Origin of the sequence: Dechloromonas sp. ZS-1, assembly GCF_039649255.1 — a bacterium.
In the GTDB taxonomy this organism is placed as follows: domain Bacteria; phylum Pseudomonadota; class Gammaproteobacteria; order Burkholderiales; family Rhodocyclaceae; genus Azonexus.
Genome location: NZ_JBDIYD010000003.1, coordinates 139,645 through 155,776, shown reverse-complemented (window position 1 = coordinate 155,776; position 16,132 = coordinate 139,645). Strand labels below are relative to the sequence as shown.

At 63.1% G+C, this 16,132-nt stretch carries 16 protein-coding genes; 11 read left to right on the top strand and 5 right to left on the bottom strand.

The genetic code is table 11. The features are described from left to right. Positions 1–16: 16 nt before the first annotated feature. Genes dxs through xseB form a run of 3 tightly spaced genes read right to left on the bottom strand, consistent with a single transcriptional unit; the run spans position 17 to position 3,023 of the window. Entirely contained in the window at positions 17–1,879 is a 1,863-nt protein-coding gene (gene dxs / locus AACO21_RS05815) for a 1-deoxy-D-xylulose-5-phosphate synthase (protein ID WP_346191562.1), read from the bottom strand. 2 nt (positions 1,880–1,881) lie between these two features. Then, positions 1,882–2,787 carry a polyprenyl synthetase family protein gene (locus AACO21_RS05810; RefSeq protein ID WP_346191561.1) on the bottom strand — a complete coding sequence of 302 codons (906 nt, stop codon included), beginning with the start codon at positions 2,785–2,787 and terminating at the stop codon, positions 1,882–1,884. Next, positions 2,787–3,023 (bottom strand): exodeoxyribonuclease VII small subunit, encoded by a 237-nt coding sequence (gene xseB, locus AACO21_RS05805; RefSeq protein ID WP_346191560.1) that lies wholly within the window; start codon positions 3,021–3,023, stop codon positions 2,787–2,789. The genes AACO21_RS05810 and xseB overlap by 1 nt, the downstream gene beginning before the upstream one ends. Positions 3,024–3,134: 111 nt before the next feature. On the opposite strand from xseB, the gene AACO21_RS05800 reads away from it, so the two are divergent. From AACO21_RS05800 to AACO21_RS05785, 4 genes are all read left to right on the top strand, one after another. After that, positions 3,135–4,268: an aromatic ring-hydroxylating dioxygenase subunit alpha gene (locus tag AACO21_RS05800; protein WP_346191559.1), complete on the top strand. Its 1,134-nt coding sequence runs from the start codon at positions 3,135–3,137 to the stop codon at positions 4,266–4,268. A gap of 112 nt (positions 4,269–4,380) precedes the next feature. Next, on the top strand, positions 4,381–5,232 hold the full coding sequence (locus AACO21_RS05795; protein ID WP_346191558.1) for a DMT family transporter: 852 nt from the start codon (positions 4,381–4,383) through the stop codon (positions 5,230–5,232). A gap of 36 nt (positions 5,233–5,268) precedes the next feature. Then, on the top strand, positions 5,269–5,628 hold the full coding sequence (locus AACO21_RS05790; RefSeq protein ID WP_346191557.1) for an STAS/SEC14 domain-containing protein: 360 nt from the start codon (positions 5,269–5,271) through the stop codon (positions 5,626–5,628). Then, positions 5,625–6,464 carry a sulfurtransferase gene (locus AACO21_RS05785; protein ID WP_346191556.1) on the top strand — a complete coding sequence of 280 codons (840 nt, stop codon included), beginning with the start codon at positions 5,625–5,627 and terminating at the stop codon, positions 6,462–6,464. Before AACO21_RS05790 ends, AACO21_RS05785 begins: the two co-directional genes overlap by 4 nt. A gap of 43 nt (positions 6,465–6,507) precedes the next feature. On the opposite strand, the gene queG is transcribed toward AACO21_RS05785, so the two are convergent. Next, positions 6,508–7,569, bottom strand: coding sequence for a tRNA epoxyqueuosine(34) reductase QueG (gene queG, locus AACO21_RS05780; RefSeq protein WP_346191555.1), 1,062 nt, complete (start codon positions 7,567–7,569; stop codon positions 6,508–6,510). On the opposite strand from queG, the gene tsaE reads away from it, so the two are divergent. Together tsaE and AACO21_RS05770 are read left to right on the top strand one after the other, a co-directional pair. Continuing rightward, a complete protein-coding gene (gene tsaE / locus AACO21_RS05775; RefSeq protein WP_346191554.1) occupies positions 7,564–8,076 on the top strand; it encodes a tRNA (adenosine(37)-N6)-threonylcarbamoyltransferase complex ATPase subunit type 1 TsaE in 513 nt (170 codons plus the stop codon). The two genes, queG and tsaE, sit on opposite strands and share 6 nt — an antisense overlap. Beyond that, entirely contained in the window at positions 8,013–9,341 is a 1,329-nt protein-coding gene (locus AACO21_RS05770) for an N-acetylmuramoyl-L-alanine amidase (protein ID WP_346191553.1), read from the top strand. Before tsaE ends, AACO21_RS05770 begins: the two co-directional genes overlap by 64 nt. Here the strand turns inward: AACO21_RS05770 and AACO21_RS05765 are convergent. Continuing rightward, on the bottom strand, positions 9,338–10,414 hold the full coding sequence (locus AACO21_RS05765) for a GGDEF domain-containing protein (RefSeq protein WP_346191552.1): 1,077 nt from the start codon (positions 10,412–10,414) through the stop codon (positions 9,338–9,340). The genes AACO21_RS05770 and AACO21_RS05765 overlap by 4 nt on opposite strands. 148 nt (positions 10,415–10,562) lie before the next feature. On the opposite strand from AACO21_RS05765, the gene AACO21_RS05760 reads away from it, so the two are divergent. The 5 genes from AACO21_RS05760 to ispH are packed head-to-tail and all read left to right on the top strand — an operon-like array spanning position 10,563 to position 16,126. Continuing rightward, the gene (locus AACO21_RS05760; protein ID WP_346191551.1) at positions 10,563–11,483 is read left to right on the top strand and encodes a bifunctional riboflavin kinase/FAD synthetase; all 921 of its coding nucleotides are present in this window, start codon (positions 10,563–10,565) and stop codon (positions 11,481–11,483) included. Between the two features lie 9 nt (positions 11,484–11,492). Continuing rightward, positions 11,493–14,309, top strand: a complete 2,817-nt coding sequence (ileS, locus tag AACO21_RS05755) for an isoleucine--tRNA ligase (protein ID WP_346191550.1) — start codon at positions 11,493–11,495, stop codon at positions 14,307–14,309. Further along, positions 14,302–14,781, top strand: coding sequence for a signal peptidase II (gene lspA / locus AACO21_RS05750; protein WP_346191549.1), 480 nt, complete (start codon positions 14,302–14,304; stop codon positions 14,779–14,781). The genes ileS and lspA overlap by 8 nt, the downstream gene beginning before the upstream one ends. Further along, positions 14,774–15,205, top strand: a complete 432-nt coding sequence (locus tag AACO21_RS05745) for an FKBP-type peptidyl-prolyl cis-trans isomerase (RefSeq protein WP_346191548.1) — start codon at positions 14,774–14,776, stop codon at positions 15,203–15,205. The genes lspA and AACO21_RS05745 overlap by 8 nt, the downstream gene beginning before the upstream one ends. Beyond that, on the top strand, positions 15,206–16,126 hold the full coding sequence (ispH, locus tag AACO21_RS05740; protein ID WP_346191547.1) for a 4-hydroxy-3-methylbut-2-enyl diphosphate reductase: 921 nt from the start codon (positions 15,206–15,208) through the stop codon (positions 16,124–16,126). It abuts the gene before it with no gap. Positions 16,127–16,132 lie beyond the last annotated feature (6 nt).

Below are 16,132 nucleotides of genomic sequence, written 5' to 3'. Positions count from 1 at the left end.
GGCTGTTCTTGCGATGTTATGGTTGGATGGCGGCGCGGACGGCACGGACGATGCCGTCCTTGTCGAGGCCAAGTTCGGCCAGCAACTGGCCTTGTTCGCCATGGTCAATGAAACGGTCGGGCAGGCCGAGGCGCAGCACGGGCGTGTGGATGCCACGTTCAGCGAGGACGCGCTCGATCTCCGAGCCGGCGCCGCCAATCACGGCATTCTCTTCGATGCTGACAAGCAGGGAATGGTTCCCTGCCAGTTCGACCACCAGGTCGGCATCGAGCGGTTTGATGAAGCGCATGTTGGCCACGGTGGCATCGAGCACCTCGCCCGCGGCTTCGGCGGCCGGAACGAGGCTGCCGAAGGCGAGGAGGGCAATGTCTTTCCCTTGGCGGCGACGTTCGCCTTTGCCGACAGGGAGCGTGTCGAGCGTCGGTGCGGGTTGGGTGCCCGTGCCGCCGCCGCGCGGGTAGCGCACGAGGCTGGGGCCGTCGAGGGTCATGGCGGTGCTCAGCATGCGCCGGCACTCGGCTTCGTCGGCAGGCGCCATGACCACCATGTTCGGGATGCAGGTCGTGTAGGAGAGGTCGAAGGTGCCGTGATGGGTCGGGCCATCGGCGCCGACCAGACCGCCACGGTCAACCGCAAAAATGACCGGCAAATTCTGGATGGCCACGTCGTGCACCAACTGATCGTAGGCGCGCTGCAGGAAGGTGGAGTAGATGGCGACAACCGGCTTCAGGCCTTCACAGGCGAGGCCGGCGGCAAAGGTAACGGCATGCTGCTCGGCAATGCCGACATCGAAATAGCGATCCGGGTGTTCCGCTGCAAAGCGCACCATGCCGGAGCCTTCGCGCATGGCCGGGGTGATCCCGACCAGGCGGGAGTCGGCCTTTGCCATGTCGCAGAGCCAGTCACCGAAGACTTGGGTGTAGGTCAGCTTGCCGCCGCCCTTGCCGGACTGGATGCCTTGTTCCGGGGCGAATTTGGCTACCCCGTGGTAAAGGATGGGGTCAGCTTCGGCGAGCTTGTAGCCCTGGCCCTTCTTGGTGATCACGTGCAGGAATTTCGGGCCCTTGATGGCCTTTAGGTTTTCCAGGGTCGGGATCAGCGCGTCGAGGTCGTGCCCGTCGATCGGGCCGTAATAGTGGAAGCCGAACTCCTCGAACAGCGTGCCGGGGGCGATCATGCCCTTGACGTGCTCTTCGGCGCGGCGGGCCAGTTCCAGGAGCGGCGGCGCAAAGCCGAGCATGTGGCGGCCGGCGCTGCGCGCCGCGTTGTAGGTCTTGCTCGAGGTCAGGCGGGTCAGGATGTTGTTCAGCGCACCCACCGGCGGCGAAATCGACATCTCGTTGTCGTTCAGGATGACCAGCATGTCGGCATCGGCGACGCCGGCATTGTTCAGGGCTTCGAAGGCCTGCCCGGCAGACATCGACCCGTCGCCGATGATGGCGATGGTCTTGCGGTCCTCGCCCTTCAGCTTGGCCCCCAGGGCCATGCCGAGGGCGGCGGAGATCGACGTGGACGAGTGGCCGACGCCGAAGGTGTCGTATTCGCTCTCGCAGCGCTTCGGAAAGCCGGCGAGGCCGTGCCGCATGCGCAGGCGGTTCATGCCCTCGCGGCGGCCGGTGAGCACCTTGTGCGGGTAGCACTGGTGGCCCACATCCCAGACCAGACGGTCGTAGGGGGTGTTGAAGACGCTGTGCAGGGCAATGGTCAGTTCGACCGTGCCCAGATTGGATGACAGGTGGCCGCCCGTCTGGGAGACGGATTCGATCAGGAACTGGCGCAACTCGTCAGCCAGGGGCTTGAGTTGCTTGCGCTCCAGGCGGCGCAGGTCGGCCGGGGCGTTGATGCTTTCAAGCAGCGGAAAGGTCGAGGCAGCGGTCATGTTCAGAATTGCCGGTGGCAGATGAAATCCGCCAGCTGGGTCAGGCGGCTGGCGCGTTCGCCGAACATGGACAGCGCCGAGAGGGCGTCGGTTCGCAGTTCTTCGGCGTAAGCGCGGGCGCGTTCGAGGCCGAGCAGCGCGACATAGGTCGGTTTGTCGGCGGCTTCATCCTTGCCGGCCGTTTTGCCGAGCGTGGCGGTGCTGGCGGTGCAGTCGAGGATGTCATCGACGACCTGGAAGAGCAGGCCGGCGCGCTTGGCAAAGCGGTCGAGGCCGGTACGTTCTTCGGCAGAGAGCGGGGCGCCTGCCAGGGCGCCGAGCAGCACGGCGGCGCGAATCAGGGCACCCGTCTTCAGGGCGTGCATCAGCTCCAGCTCGGGCTGGGTCAGCGGCGTGCCGACCGAGGCCAGGTCGATGGCCTGGCCGCCGGCCATGCCGCGCGAACCGCTGGCGTGGGCGAGCAGGGTGATCATTTCAAGCTGCTGGCGCGCATCGCCGAGCGCGCTGCCGGCCAGGAGTTCGAAAGCCTGGGTTTGCAGGCTGTCGCCGACGAGCAGGGCGGTCGGTTCGTCGTACTCGACGTGGCAGGTCGGGCGGCCGCGGCGCAGGACATCGTCGTCCATGCAGGGCAGGTCGTCATGGACCAGCGAATAGGCGTGGATCATCTCGACGGCGCAGGCGACCACGTCGAGGTTTTCCGGGCGGGCGCCGGTCAGTTCGCCGGCGGCGAAAGCGAGCAGGGGACGAACGCGCTTGCCGCCGCCGAGCGTGGCGTAGCGCATGGCGTCATGAAGGCGGGCCGGAATGGTGTCCTGGGCGGGCAGAAAGCGGGCCAGGGCCGCTTCGGTCCGGGCCTGTGTGGCGGCCATCCAGTCGGCAAACGGCGCGGTGCGGGACGGCATGGTCATCAGGACTCCAGTTGGCTACGGTCGACGTCCCGGGACTGGCCATTTTCGATGACGCGAATCTGCGTTTCAGCATCGTCAAGCTGGGCCTGGCAGTGCTGCATCAGGGCCGTGCCACGCTTGTAGGCGGCAATCGATTCTTCGAGCGCGAGCTTGCCGCCCTCCATGCTGGCGACGATGGCTTCGAGTTCGGCGAGCGCCGTTTCGAACTTCATGTCGGCAATGGGAGTCTGGTCCATGGTCCGGGGCATTCAGGAAAACAAGCGAAAATACTCCATCCGGGGTAGTACGGTCAAATTTTGGGGTAAAATTAACGGTTTAGCCTGTTATAACCCTGCTGGAGGCGTGCAATGTCTGACTTGGCGACCTTGTCCCGGTTGGCCCCCGCAGTTTCTCAACTGCCGGTGGACTGGTACTTCGACGAATCGATTCATGAGCTGGAGAAAAAGCTCATCTTCGATGCCGGTCCGGGCTATGTCGGGCATCAGCTGATGGTGCCGGAGGCAGGCAATTACCGTTCGCTCGCATGGAAGGATCACGGCCAGATGCTGCTCAATGGCGGCGATGCTGGGCCGAATGCCGGCATCTGGCAGATGTCCAACGTCTGTCGGCATCGTCAGGCCATCATGCTGCAAGGGGCGGGTACGCTGGAAGGGCCGATTGTCTGCCCGATCCATCGCTGGACCTACGAACAGAGCGGCGAACTGATCGGCGCCCCGCATTTTCCGCAGAATCCCTGCCTGAACCTGAACAAGGCGCAGCTGGAAAACTGGAACGGGCTGCTCTTCAAGGGGCCGCGTTCGGCCAATGCCGACCTCGCCGGCATGCATGTTGCCCGCGATCTCGATTTCACCGGCTACAAGCTCGACCATGTCGAGATGCACACGTGCAACTACAACTGGAAGACCTTCATCGAGGTTTATCTGGAGGATTACCACGTTGTGCCCTATCACCCGGGCCTCGGCAACTTCGTGACCTGTGATGATCTGACCTGGCAGTTCGGCGACTGGTACTCGGTGCAGAAGGTGGGCATCACCTCCCTGATGAAGTCGGGCTCTGCGGTCTACGACAAGTGGCAGAAAGTGGTGCGCGAGTATTACGGCGACCGGGGCGAAACCCCGCCGCAGGGCGCCATCTGGCTGACCTACTACCCGAACATCATGGTCGAGTGGTATCCACACGTGCTGGTCGTGTCCACGCTGATCCCGCAGGGGCCGAACAAGACCATGAACGTGGTCGAGTTCTACTACCCGGAAGAGATCGTCGATTTCGAGCGCGAGTTCATCGAGGCCGAACGCGCGGCCTACATGGAGACGGCGATCGAGGACGACGATATCGGCGAGCGTATGGACCGCGGCCGCAAGGCCCTGCTGGCCGAAGGGCGCAGCGAAGTGGGGCCGTACCAGAGCCCGATGGAAGACGGCATGCAGCATTTCCACGAGTTCTATCGTCGCGTCATGCAGTCCGCGATCGAGGCCCGCTAAGCGCTCCGCCGACGGTCAACGAGGCGCCGGGTGCAAAAACCGGCGCCTTTTTTTCAGCCGCGCTCGTCTCTGATGGGCGCAGCGCCCTTGTTTTCTGATTCTGAAAGCGTGCATGCAAGCCCTGTGGATGATCGTTGCCAGCCTGCTCTTCGCCTGCATGGGCGTGTGCGTCAAGCTCGCATCGGCCACGCATTCAGCGGTTGAGATCACCTTTTACCGGAGCTTCATTTCCCTGCTCCTGCTCTGTGTGCTGGTCCGCGTCCAGCGCGTGCCGCTGGCGACACCGCATTGGCGCTGGCAGTTGATTCGCGGCTTTGTCGGCTTTCTCGCCGTGTTCAGCTACTTTTACGCGATCACCTTGCTGCCGCTGGCGACGGCCGTGACGCTGAACTACACCTCGGCCATCTTCCTTGCCATCTATCTGGTCCTTGATGGGGCGCGCATGCGGCCCGGGATCATCGGTGCGCTGGTCCTGGGGCTGCTTGGGGTGGCGCTGCTGCTCAAGCCGACCTTTCACGCGGATCAGCTCTACGGCGGCCTGGTCGGATTGGGTTCCGGGGTGATTGCCGGCATGGCCTATTTCAGCGTGCGCGAACTCGGGGCGCGGGGCGAGCCGGAAACGCGGACGGTGTTCTATTTTTCGCTCGTTGCATCGGTGGGGACGGGGCTGGTGCTGCTGTTTACCGAGTTGCATGCGGTCGACCTCAAAACCGGCCTGATTTTGCTCGCCATGGCGGGGTTTGCGACCCTGGCGCAGCTCGCTATGACGCGTGCCTATTCGCGCGGCAAGACTTTGGTGTCCGCCGCGCTGGCCTATTCGACGGTGATTTTTTCCAGTCTGTTCGGCATGCTGATCTGGGGCGAAGTGCTGGATGCGTCTGCCTGGGCGGCGATTGTGCTGATCATTTTGTCCGGCATCGCGGCGACGCATTTTTCCCGCGCCAGCCCGGTGGAACAGGATTAAACTGTTCTCAAGAAGAACCACAACAGGAGTCCTGTCATGATCGTCATCGACCATCAGCCGAATCGCGTCAATGTGGCTGTCTTTGGGGAATTCACCCTGGCCGACTACAAGGAATTCGAAGAAGTCGTCAATTACAAGGTCCGTTTTGAAGGGCCGGTCGATCTGTTTTTCGACCTCTCGCAAATGGCCGCGCTGACGCTGGACGTGGCGTGGGAGGAAATCAAGTTCTCGCGGGCGCATGCCGATGACTTCAATCGTGTCGCCGTGGTCACCGACAGTCAGTGGGTAACTTGGAGCGCCTGGATTTCCCAGACCTTCGTCAATGCCGATGTCGAGGTCTTCGACAGCGCCGTCAAGGCACGGCAGTGGCTGGACGAAGAAACCGAGGCGACATGAACTGGACGACCCTGGTCGATGTGCCCACGCTGAAGGCGCATCTGGACGATCCGGACTGGCTGGTCGTCGATGTGCGCCATCAGTTGAGCGATACCGCTTATGGCGAGCGTGTCTATGCCGAAGGCCACTTGCCGGGCGCAGTCTTTCTTCATTGCGATCGTGACCTCTCGGGGCCCTTGACCGGGCAGAACGGCCGTCATCCTTTGCCGGATCCGGCGGTGCTGGCCGAACGGCTCGGTGCCGTGGGGATCGGCCCGAACACCCAGGTTGTGGTCTATGACGATGCGCAGGGCATGATTGCGGGCCGCGTGTGGTGGCTGTTGCGCTGGCTGGGGCACACCCGGGTGGCGCTTCTGGATGGCGGGCTGCCGGCCTGGCTGGCCGCAGGCGAGCCGCTGACGCAGACAGTGGTTACCCCGCAGCCCCGCACCTTGCCGCTGTGTCTGCAGTCAGCATGGGTATCGGTCGACTGGGTGCAGTCCCATCTGAATGATCCTGCCATGCGCCTGGTGGATGCGCGCGGGCCGGATCGTTTTCGTGGTGAAAACGAAACCATCGATCCCGTGGGCGGGCATATCCCGGGCGCGGTCAACCGCTTTTTCAAGGACAATGTGCTGCCCGATGGTCGCTTCAAGCCGGCTGATGTGCTGCGTGCCGAATGGCAGGCCATCCTGGCCGGGGCGCCGGCCGATACGGTCGTCCATCAGTGCGGTTCCGGTGTGTCAGCCTGTCTCAATGTGCTGGCCATGGAAGTGGCCGGCATGCCGGGGTCCCGGCTCTACGCCGGCTCCTGGAGCGAGTGGTGTGCCGATCCGGCACGGCCGGTGGCACGCTAGGTCTGAATCGCCAAGCGCAGGTGCTCGCTTGGCCTCGCTTGCTTTAGTCGTCGGCCGCCTTTGCGTGCCGAGCCAGCGCCCAGGCGACGTGTTCCCTGACCAGCTCGGACGCATGGTCTGCCCGCGATTTAAGTGCCTGCGTAAGGTCGACCGTCGGCGGTGCGTTGCCGATGGCGACGGCGATATTCCGTAACCAGCGTTCGTGGCCGATGCGCCGGATCGGGTTGCCGGCCAGCCGTTCATTGAACGTGGCTTCATCCCAGGCAAACAACTCGACCAGGCGGGCGCTGTCGAGGCCGTGGCGCGGCGCAAAGTCGGCGTCGCCCAGGCGGGCAAAGCGGTTCCAGGGGCAGTAGAGCTGGCAGTCGTCGCAGCCGTAGATGCGGTTGCCGATCAGGGGGCGCAGTTCGTTCGGAATCTGCCCGGCCAGTTCGATGGTCAGGTAGGAAATGCAGCGCCGGGCGTCGACTTCGTAAGGCGCGGTGATCGCACCGGTCGGGCAGGCATCGATGCAGGCGGTGCAGGTACCGCAGTGCGGTTCAATGGGGGCGTCCGGCGGCAGCGGCAGATCGCAGTAAATATCGCCAAGAAAGCGCCAGGAGCCTTCCTTCGAGAGTAGCAAGGTGTGTTTGCCGCGCCAGCCGATGCCGGCTTGCTGGGCATACTCGACCTCCATGACCGGGGCCGAATCGGAAAAGACCCGGTAGCCGTAAGGGCCGATTTCAGCGGCAATGGCTTCGGCCAGTTTTTGCAGGCGGTTGCGGATGACCTTGTGGTAATCGCGTCCCTGCGCATAGCGCGAGATGGCGGCCTGCTCGGGCTGGTCGGCGATTTTGGCATGCGGAAGGTAGTCGACCGCCGCCGAGATCACGGTCAGCGTGCCGGGGTGAAGCTCGGCCGGGCGGGCGCGCAAATCGGCGTGCCGGGCCATATAATCCATGTCCCCGTGCTTGCCGGCAGCCAGCCAGTCGCGCAAGCGGGCAACGGCCCTGGCGTCCGGTTCGGCGCGCGCCACGCCGATTGCTGAAAAGCCCAGTTTCTGGCCCAGGGAGCGAATGTTTTCCTTGAGGGCCGCGTAATCCACCGTGGAGTCCTGATCGTGCATAGCCCCGATGTTACCGCTGTTTTCAATCTGCCCGACGAATCGGCGACCGAGGCCTTCGGTGCGGCCCTGGCGGAGAGGCTTTCGCCCGGATTGGTGATCTATCTCGAAGGCGACCTGGGGGCGGGCAAGACCACCCTGTCGCGGGCCCTGATTCGCGCCCTTGGGCACACCGGCCCGGTGAAGAGCCCGACCTATGCGCTGGTTGAAGTTTACGTAATTTCGAGCTTATACTTATATCACTTTGATTTTTATCGTTTCGAGTCACCTGAGGAGTTTCTCGATGCGGGCTTTGACGAATACTTTAATGACGCTTCTGTTTGCCTTGTCGAATGGCCCGAGCGCGCTCAAGGCTGCGTGCCGTCGCCAGACCTGCAGTTGCGCCTTCATCATGCGCGTGTCGGGCGTCTCCTCGAAGCCGTGGCAAATTCACCGAAAGGGCAAGCATGTCTAAACGCGCTCCCAGTGCCGGGCGCCGACAGCTCCTGCGTTACGCCGGCGCCTCGCTGATCCTTTCCGTCTCCCCGCTGGCCGGGGCGGCTGTGAAGCAGAGTTCGATCCTGGCGGTACGCATCTGGCCGGCCGCCGACTACACCCGCGTCACCCTCGAGTGTGACGCCCCGCTGAAATACACCCATTTCACCGTCGAGAACCCGGATCGCCTGGTGGTCGACATCGAAGGCGTCGAGTTCAACACGGTGCTCGACAGTCTCGCCCGCAAAGTGGCGGGGGATGATCCGTATATCAAGCTCTTGCGCGCCGGGCGTTTCAAGCCGGGTGTCGTGCGTCTGGTCATGGAACTCAAGACGCGCGTTACCCCGCAGGTCTTTGAATTGAAGCCGGTGGGCGAGTACGGCCATCGTCTGGTCCTCGATGTGTATCCCACGACGCCGCCCGACCCGCTGATGGCGCTGGTGGAAGGGCGCAAGGAGGCGGTTGAGCCGCTCAGGATGGATCAGGAACTGGCCTCCGCAGACAAGCGGGGCGAGCCGGAGCGTAAGTCCATCGAAGCGCCGGAAGTGCAGACCAGCAAAAAATCCGGTCGCCCGATCGTCGACCGTCTGGTGACGGTCATGCTCGATCCCGGGCATGGGGGCGAAGACCCGGGCGCGGTCGGGCAGGGTGGCAGCTACGAGAAAAACGTCACCTTGGCTGTGGCCAAGCGCCTCAAGGCGCGTATCGATGCCGAGCCCAATATGCGGGCGGTGCTGACGCGCGATGCGGATTTCTTTGTGCCGCTGCAGATGCGTGTTCAAAAAGCGCGCCGCGTGCAGGCCGATCTCTTCCTGTCCATTCATGCCGATGCCTGGATCAAGCCCGATGCGCGCGGTTCCTCGGTTTTCGTGCTCTCGGAAAAAGGCGCTTCGAGTACGCAGGCCCGTTTGCTGGCGCAGCGCGAGAATGAGGCCGATATGATCGGTGGCGTGAATCTGGGGGCGAAGGATCTCTTTCTGGCGAGAACCCTGCTGGATCTCTCTCAGACGGCCACCATCAACGATAGCCTTAAACTCGGCAAATATTTGCTGGGCGAACTGGGATCGATCAATACCCTGCACAAGGCAAATGTCGAGCAAGCGGGCTTTGCGGTCCTGAAAGCGCCGGATATTCCGTCAGCGCTCATCGAGACAGCCTTTATCTCGAATCCGGAAGAGGAGCGCCGTCTCAACGACGATGCCTATCAGGACAAGCTGGCCGATGCGCTGGTACGCGGTGTGCGGCAGTACTTCATCAAGCATCCGCCCGGGCCGAAGGCCAAGCTCGCCGCGCTGGGCTAGAACAGCTCGACTTCCCCGTTGGGTGCTGCGCGCTCCGGCAATTCGCCACGGCTGACCAGGGTTTCAAAGCAGGCCACCTGGTTGCGTCCGTGGCGTTTTGCGTAATAGAGGGCCTCGTCTGCGCGGTCGATGACGTCGGTCGGCGTGTCGTTCGGGCGCAGTTCGCTGTAGCCGATGCTGATGCTGATGCGTCCGACCCGGCTGAAACTTTCTGCCTCGACATCCGCGCGGAAGCGCTCAAATGTGGCGTGGGCGTTTTCCTGGCTGGCGGGTTGAAGCAGCGCGACAAACTCTTCGCCGCCAAACCGGAACAGTTGGTCGTCAAAGCGGAAGGATTGCTGCATGACCTGCGCCAGCATGATCAAGACCTCGTCGCCGATCAGGTGGCCGAATTCATCGTTGACCCGTTTGAAGTGATCGATGTCGCACACGGCGAGCCAGTACGAACTGCCGTCCCGTGTGCCGCGGCGGCGCTTGGGGTGTGCGGTGGTGAGGTCGGGGTCGTCGTAACTGGCCTTGCCCAGCAGTTCGAACAGGTGGCGGTCGAAGGTCTTGCGGCTGGCCAAACCTGTCAGGGTGTCGGTTTCCCCGTAGTCGAGCAGGGCAATGTGGTTGCTGAAATATTCGATCAGCCCCATCAGTGCAACGCGTTGGTCTGCCGAAAAACTCTCGGAGAGCTCAAGTGAAATCAGGTAAACCGGATGCTCAAGGCGGTTGACCGGAAAGACGATGCGGTGCGTTCCGCGCTCGGTGGGCTCCAGCACGGCGGAGCGCTCCTGGCGGCAGCGATTGAGCAGCGGATCGCGCTCGATCGGGCGGCAGTACTGCGGATCGCGCTCGATCGGGCGGCAGTACTGCGGATCGGGCTGGTAGGCGTTATGGACAAAGCGGCCATGATCGTTGATGCCGGCGCAGGAAAAGGTCACCAAGCGGCGTCGGTTCTGGTAGCAGCGATAGATCGTGACGGCGAGCGGGTGAAAAAGGTCATTCAGCGTATCGACCATGGCGGCATTGATCTCCGTGCGGTCGCGGCACGAAGAAAGATGCACGATATGGCTGATGAGATTGATCATGAATGACGCAGGGGCTGGGCTCGGCGGTCAATTATACCGCCAAGCATGTCCGCCTTATGGTGATGGCGTGAAAGAATCCTGTGTCGCCGGTTTGGTCCGGGACGGGGTGAAACCGTTATAATTCAACGTTTTTCGTCCTCCGTTTGCCATGCGCGTTTTTCGCGGTCATTCCCGTCCTGTTCCTGAGCCTGTTGTGCTGGCCATCGGTAATTTCGATGGTGTGCATCGCGGGCACGCGGCGTTGCTGGCGCGTTTGCAGGCCGCCGCACAGCGCTACAGTGCCCCCGCGACGGTCCTGACCTTCGAGCCGCATCCCCGCGAGTTTTTTGCACCTCAGGCGGCCCCGGCGCGCTTGAGCACCTTGCGTGAGAAGCTGGAGCTGCTGGCCCAGGAAGGCGTGGCGCAAACCATGGTGTGTCCGTTCAATGCCGCCTTTGCGGCGCTCTCCGCTGATGCATTCGTGCGTGAGGTATTGGTGCGGGCGCTGCAGGTGCGGCATGTCATCGTGGGGGACGACTTCCGTTTCGGGCGGGGGCGCACCGGCGATTTCGCCTTTCTGCAGGCGGCGGGCGAGCGCCATGGTTTTACGGTCGAGGCGATTGGCAGCGTGCAGCTGAACGATGACCGGGTTTCGAGCTCCGGCGTGCGTCGGGCGCTGGCCGAGGGTGATATGGCGCGGGCGGCCGCGCTGCTGGGGCGTCCGTACACCATGGACGGTCAGGTTGCCCATGGTCAGAAGCTCGGCCGCCAGCTGGGCTTCGCAACGGCCAATCTGCGGATCAAGCACAACCCGCTGCCGATGACCGGGGTGTTTGCAGTTGCGGTCGATGGTCTTGGCCCGGAACCCCTGCCCGGGGTTGCAAACCTCGGCATCCGTCCCACCGTGGGCGGCACGCGCCCGCTGCTGGAAGTGCATCTTTTCAATTTCAATCGCGACATCTATGGCGCGCACATTGCCGTGCGTTTCCTTCAGAAGCTGCGCGATGAGCAACGTTTTCCCAATTTTGACGCCCTTAAGGCGCAGATTGCAGCAGATGCTGCGGCTGCGCGGGCCTTTTTCAAGCTGTGAGCAAACACGATGGCTGACTACAAGGACTCTCTGAATCTTCCCGATACGCCGTTCCCGATGCGGGGCGATTTGCCGAAGCGCGAGCCGCAATGGGTTGCCGCATGGCAGGAAAAGCAGCTTTATCAGCGCATTCGCGAGATCAGCGCCGGGCGTCCCAAGTTCATCCTGCACGACGGCCCTCCGTACGCCAACGGCGACATCCACATCGGCCATGCGGTCAACAAGGTGCTCAAGGACATTATCGTCCGCTCGAAAACCCTGTCCGGTTTCGATGCGCCGTATATCCCGGGCTGGGATTGCCACGGCATGCCGATCGAAATCCAGATCGAGAAAACCCACGGCAAGAACATCCCGCGCGCCGAAGTGCAGAAGCTCGCCCGCGCCTACGCCGGCGAGCAGATCGAGCGCCAGAAGAAGGATTTCATCCGCCTGGGCGTACTGGGTGACTGGGGAAATCCGTACAAGACCATGAATTTCAAGACCGAAGCGGACGAAATCCGTGCGCTGGGTCAGATGGTCAAGCGCGGTTTTGTCTATCGCGGCCTGAAGCCGGTGAATTGGTGCTTCGATTGCGGTTCGGCGCTGGCTGAAGCCGAGGTCGAATACCAGGACAAAAAATCGCCCGCCATCGATGTGGCCTTTGCTGCTGCCGAACGCGACAAGCTCGCCGCTGCCTTCGGCCTCAAGGCATTGCCCGCCGGCGAAGCCTATGCCGTGATCTGGACTACGACGCCGTGGACCATCCCCGGCAACCAGGCGCTCAACGCTCACCCGGAAATCACCTACAACCTGGTACAGACCGAAAAGGGTTGCCTGATCCTTGCCGCCGAACTGCAGGAAGCCTGTCTGGCCCGTTACGGCCTGGCGGGGACGACCGTTGCCAGCTGCCAGGGCGCCGCGCTCGAGCGCATTGCCTTCCGTCATCCGTTCTACGATCGCCTGTCGCCGGTCCTCCTCGGTGACTACGTGACGATGGACGCCGGTACCGGCATCGTGCACTCGGCCCCGGCTTACGGGATCGAGGATTTCCAGTCGTGCAAGCAGTACGGCATGCACAACGAGCAGATCCTGACGCCGGTCCAGGGCGATGGCACCTACGCCGCTGATCTGCCTTTCTTCGGCGGCATGAACGTCTGGAAGGCCAACCCGGTCATCGTCGAGAAACTGGCCGAAGTCGGCGCGCTGTTGAAGCACGCGACCATCGAACACAGCTACATGCACTGCTGGCGCCACAAGACGCCGCTGATCTACCGCGCCACCAGCCAGTGGTTCGTGCGCATGGATGCGCCGGACGTCGATAGCCAGGGCGTCGCCGCCACCGAGCCGGCTGGCCACACGCTGCGCGAAGCCGCGTTGCAGGGCGTTGAGGACACCGCCTTCTACCCGGCCTGGGGCAAGAACCGTCTGCACGCGATGATCGCCAACCGCCCGGACTGGTGCATCTCGCGCCAGCGCAACTGGGGCGTGCCGCTGCCTTTCTTCACCCACAAGGCGACCGGCGAACTGCACCCGAACACGCTGGAGCTGATGGAAGCCGTCGCCAAGCGCGTCGAGCAGGGCGGTATCGAGGCCTGGACGCAGCTGGATGCCGCCGAACTGCTGGGCGCCGATGCTGCGGATTACGTCAAGACCACCGACATTCTCGATGTCTGGTTCGACTCCGGCACCACCCACATGAGCGTGATGCGCGGCTCCCACGGCAGCGAGCTGGGCTGGCCGGCTGACCTCTACCTCGAAGGCTCGGACCAGCATCGCGGCTGGTTCCATTCCTCGCTGCTGACCGGCGCCGCAATCGACGGCCGTGCCCCGTACAAGGCGCTCTTGACGCACGGCTTCGTGGTCGATGGCAAGGGCCACAAGATGTCCAAGTCCAAGGGCAACGTGGTTGCGCCACAGCAGGTGTCGGACAAGATGGGCGCCGACATCCTGCGCCTGTGGACCGCCTCGACCGACTATTCCGGCGAACTGTCGATCTCCGACGAAATCCTGAAGCGTGTGGTCGAAGGCTACCGCCGCATCCGCAACACCCTGCGTTTTCTGCTGGCCAATGTGTCCGACTTCGATGCCGCCGCCGACATGCTGCCGGTCACCGAGTGGCTGGAAATCGACCGTTACGCCCTGGCGCTGACCCGCGAGTTGCAGGCAACCTGCCGTGCCGACTACGACAAATACGAGTTCCATCGCGTCGTGCAGGCGCTGCAGACCTTCTGCTCCGAAGATCTGGGGGGCTTCTACCTTGATATCCTGAAGGACCGTCTCTACACCACTGCGCCGAAATCGGTGGCGCGCCGTTCTGCACAGTCGGCGCTCTGGCACATCACCCAGGCCTTCGTGCGCTTGCTGGCGCCGATTACCGCCTTCACGGCCGAAGAAGTCTGGGCGGTGCTGACCGGCAAGGCGGATGATTCCGTGATGTTCCAGCTTTGGCACGAACTGCCGCAACCGGCCGCCGAAGGCGAACTGCTCGCCAAGTGGGCGATCATCCGTGCCGCCCGTGCCGATGTGACCAAGGCGCTGGAAGCGCAGCGCGAAGCCGGCAAGATCGGTGCTGCGCTGCAGGCCGCCGTCGAGATCCGCTGCGCCGGTGACAAGTTTGCCGCGCTGTCCTCTCTGGGCGACGACCTGAAATTCATCTTCATTTGTTCGTCGACCGTCGTCGTTGAGGATGAGACCGAGGCCGTCAGCGCCACCCCGCTCGATCACGCCAAGTGCGAGCGTTGCTGGCATGTGCGTGAGGATGTCGGTGCCGATGCCGCGCATCCGGGCCTGTGCGGCCGTTGCGTGAGCAACCTGCACGGGGCGGGTGAGGTACGTACCTGTGCCTAAGACAGCCGCTGGCTGGTATGGGCTGGCCGGTCTGGTGGTGGTGCTCGACCAACTCAGTAAATGGGTGGTCCTGAGCACGATCGGGCCGGGCGAGGTGATTTACGTGGCCCCGTTCTGGAACTGGGTGCTGGCCTGGAATCCGGGCGCCGCCTTCAGTTTCCTGGCCGATCAGCCGGGCTGGCAGCGCTGGTTCTTTACCGCCCTGGCCCTGGCCGTCTCGGCCTGGGTGATGGTCGAGCTGAAACGTCCCCAGCCGCGCCTTCAGGCGCTCGCGCTGACCCTCGTCATGGGCGGGGCGCTCGGCAATGTGATCGATCGCGTGCGCTTTGGTGCCGTGGTCGATTTTGTGCAATGGCATGTGGCCGGCTACTACTGGCCGGCTTTCAACGTCGCCGATTCGGCGATTACCCTGGGCGCCGTTTTGCTGGTTCTGGCGTCGTTGACCGCAAGAAAAGAGTCTACCGATGAGTGATACCGTTCGTGGCGACAGCTATTTGACCCTGCATTACCGCATCACGGCGCAGGATGGCGAGGAGTTCCTGTCCACCTTCGACATGAGCCCGGCCACCCTGCAGATGGGCAGCGGTCAACTCGCCGAAAACCTCGAAAATGTCCTGATCGGCTTGCCGGCTCAGGAACACTTTGTCTTTGAGTTGCCGCCGGAGCAGGCCTTTGGCCAGCACAATGCCCGCCTGGTCGAGCGTATTGCGCTCGATGCCTTGCCGCCCGGCATGGAACTCAAGGAAAACTCCGTCGTCGAATTCAGCGCGCCGAATGGCGGCACCTTTGCCGGCTTTTTGCGCGAACTGAGCGCCACGCATGCGCTCTTCGACTTCAATCATCCGATGGCGGGCAAGACCATCCGCTTCGAGGTGAAAATCATCGGAATCATGTAAATGCAGATCGTCCTCGCCAATCCCCGCGGTTTCTGTGCCGGCGTCGAGCGCGCCATCGCCATCGTCGAAAAGGCGCTGGAGAAATTCGGGGCGCCCATCTATGTGCGCCACGAAGTCGTGCACAACAAGTTCGTGTGCGACAACCTGCGGGCCAAGGGGGCGATTTTCATTGAAGAACTGGCCGAAGTGCCGACCGGCAGCACGGTGATCTTCAGCGCACACGGTGTTTCCAAGGCGGTGCGGACCGAAGCCGAAGCGCGTGGCCTCAAGGTGTTTGACGCCACCTGTCCGCTCGTCACCAAGGTGCATCTGCAAGTGGCCAAGGTCCGCAAGCAGGAACGCGAAGTCGTCATGATCGGCCACAAGGGCCACCCGGAGGTCGAGGGGACGATGGGGCAGAGCGAGGGCGGCATGTACCTCGTCGATACCATCGCCGATGTCGCCCAGTTGCAAGTGGCCGAGCCTGAAAAACTCTCCTTCGTGACCCAGACCACCCTCTCGGTGGATGACGCCATGGTGGTCATCGATGCCCTGAAGGACAAGTTTCCGAGCATCGAAGGGCCGAAGAAGGACGATATTTGCTACGCCACGCAAAACCGCCAGGATGCCGTCAAGGCGCTGGCCGAACAGTGCGATCTGGTTATCGTCGTCGGCAGCCCGAACAGCTCGAACTCCCGCCGCCTGAAGGAAGTCGCCGTCTCGCGCGGGATTGACGGCTACCTCGTCGATGGCCCGGACGAAATCGAGCCGGCCTGGCTGGCCGGCAAAACCCGGATCGGCATCACCGCCGGCGCCTCCGCCCCGGAAATCCTGGTCGAACGCGTGGTCGACCGTATCCGCAGCCTGACCGGCGCTGAGGTCGGTCAGTTGAGCGGGGTCGAAGAGGGCGTTTATTTCCCTCTGCCGAAAGAGCTGGCTTAAGCCGCT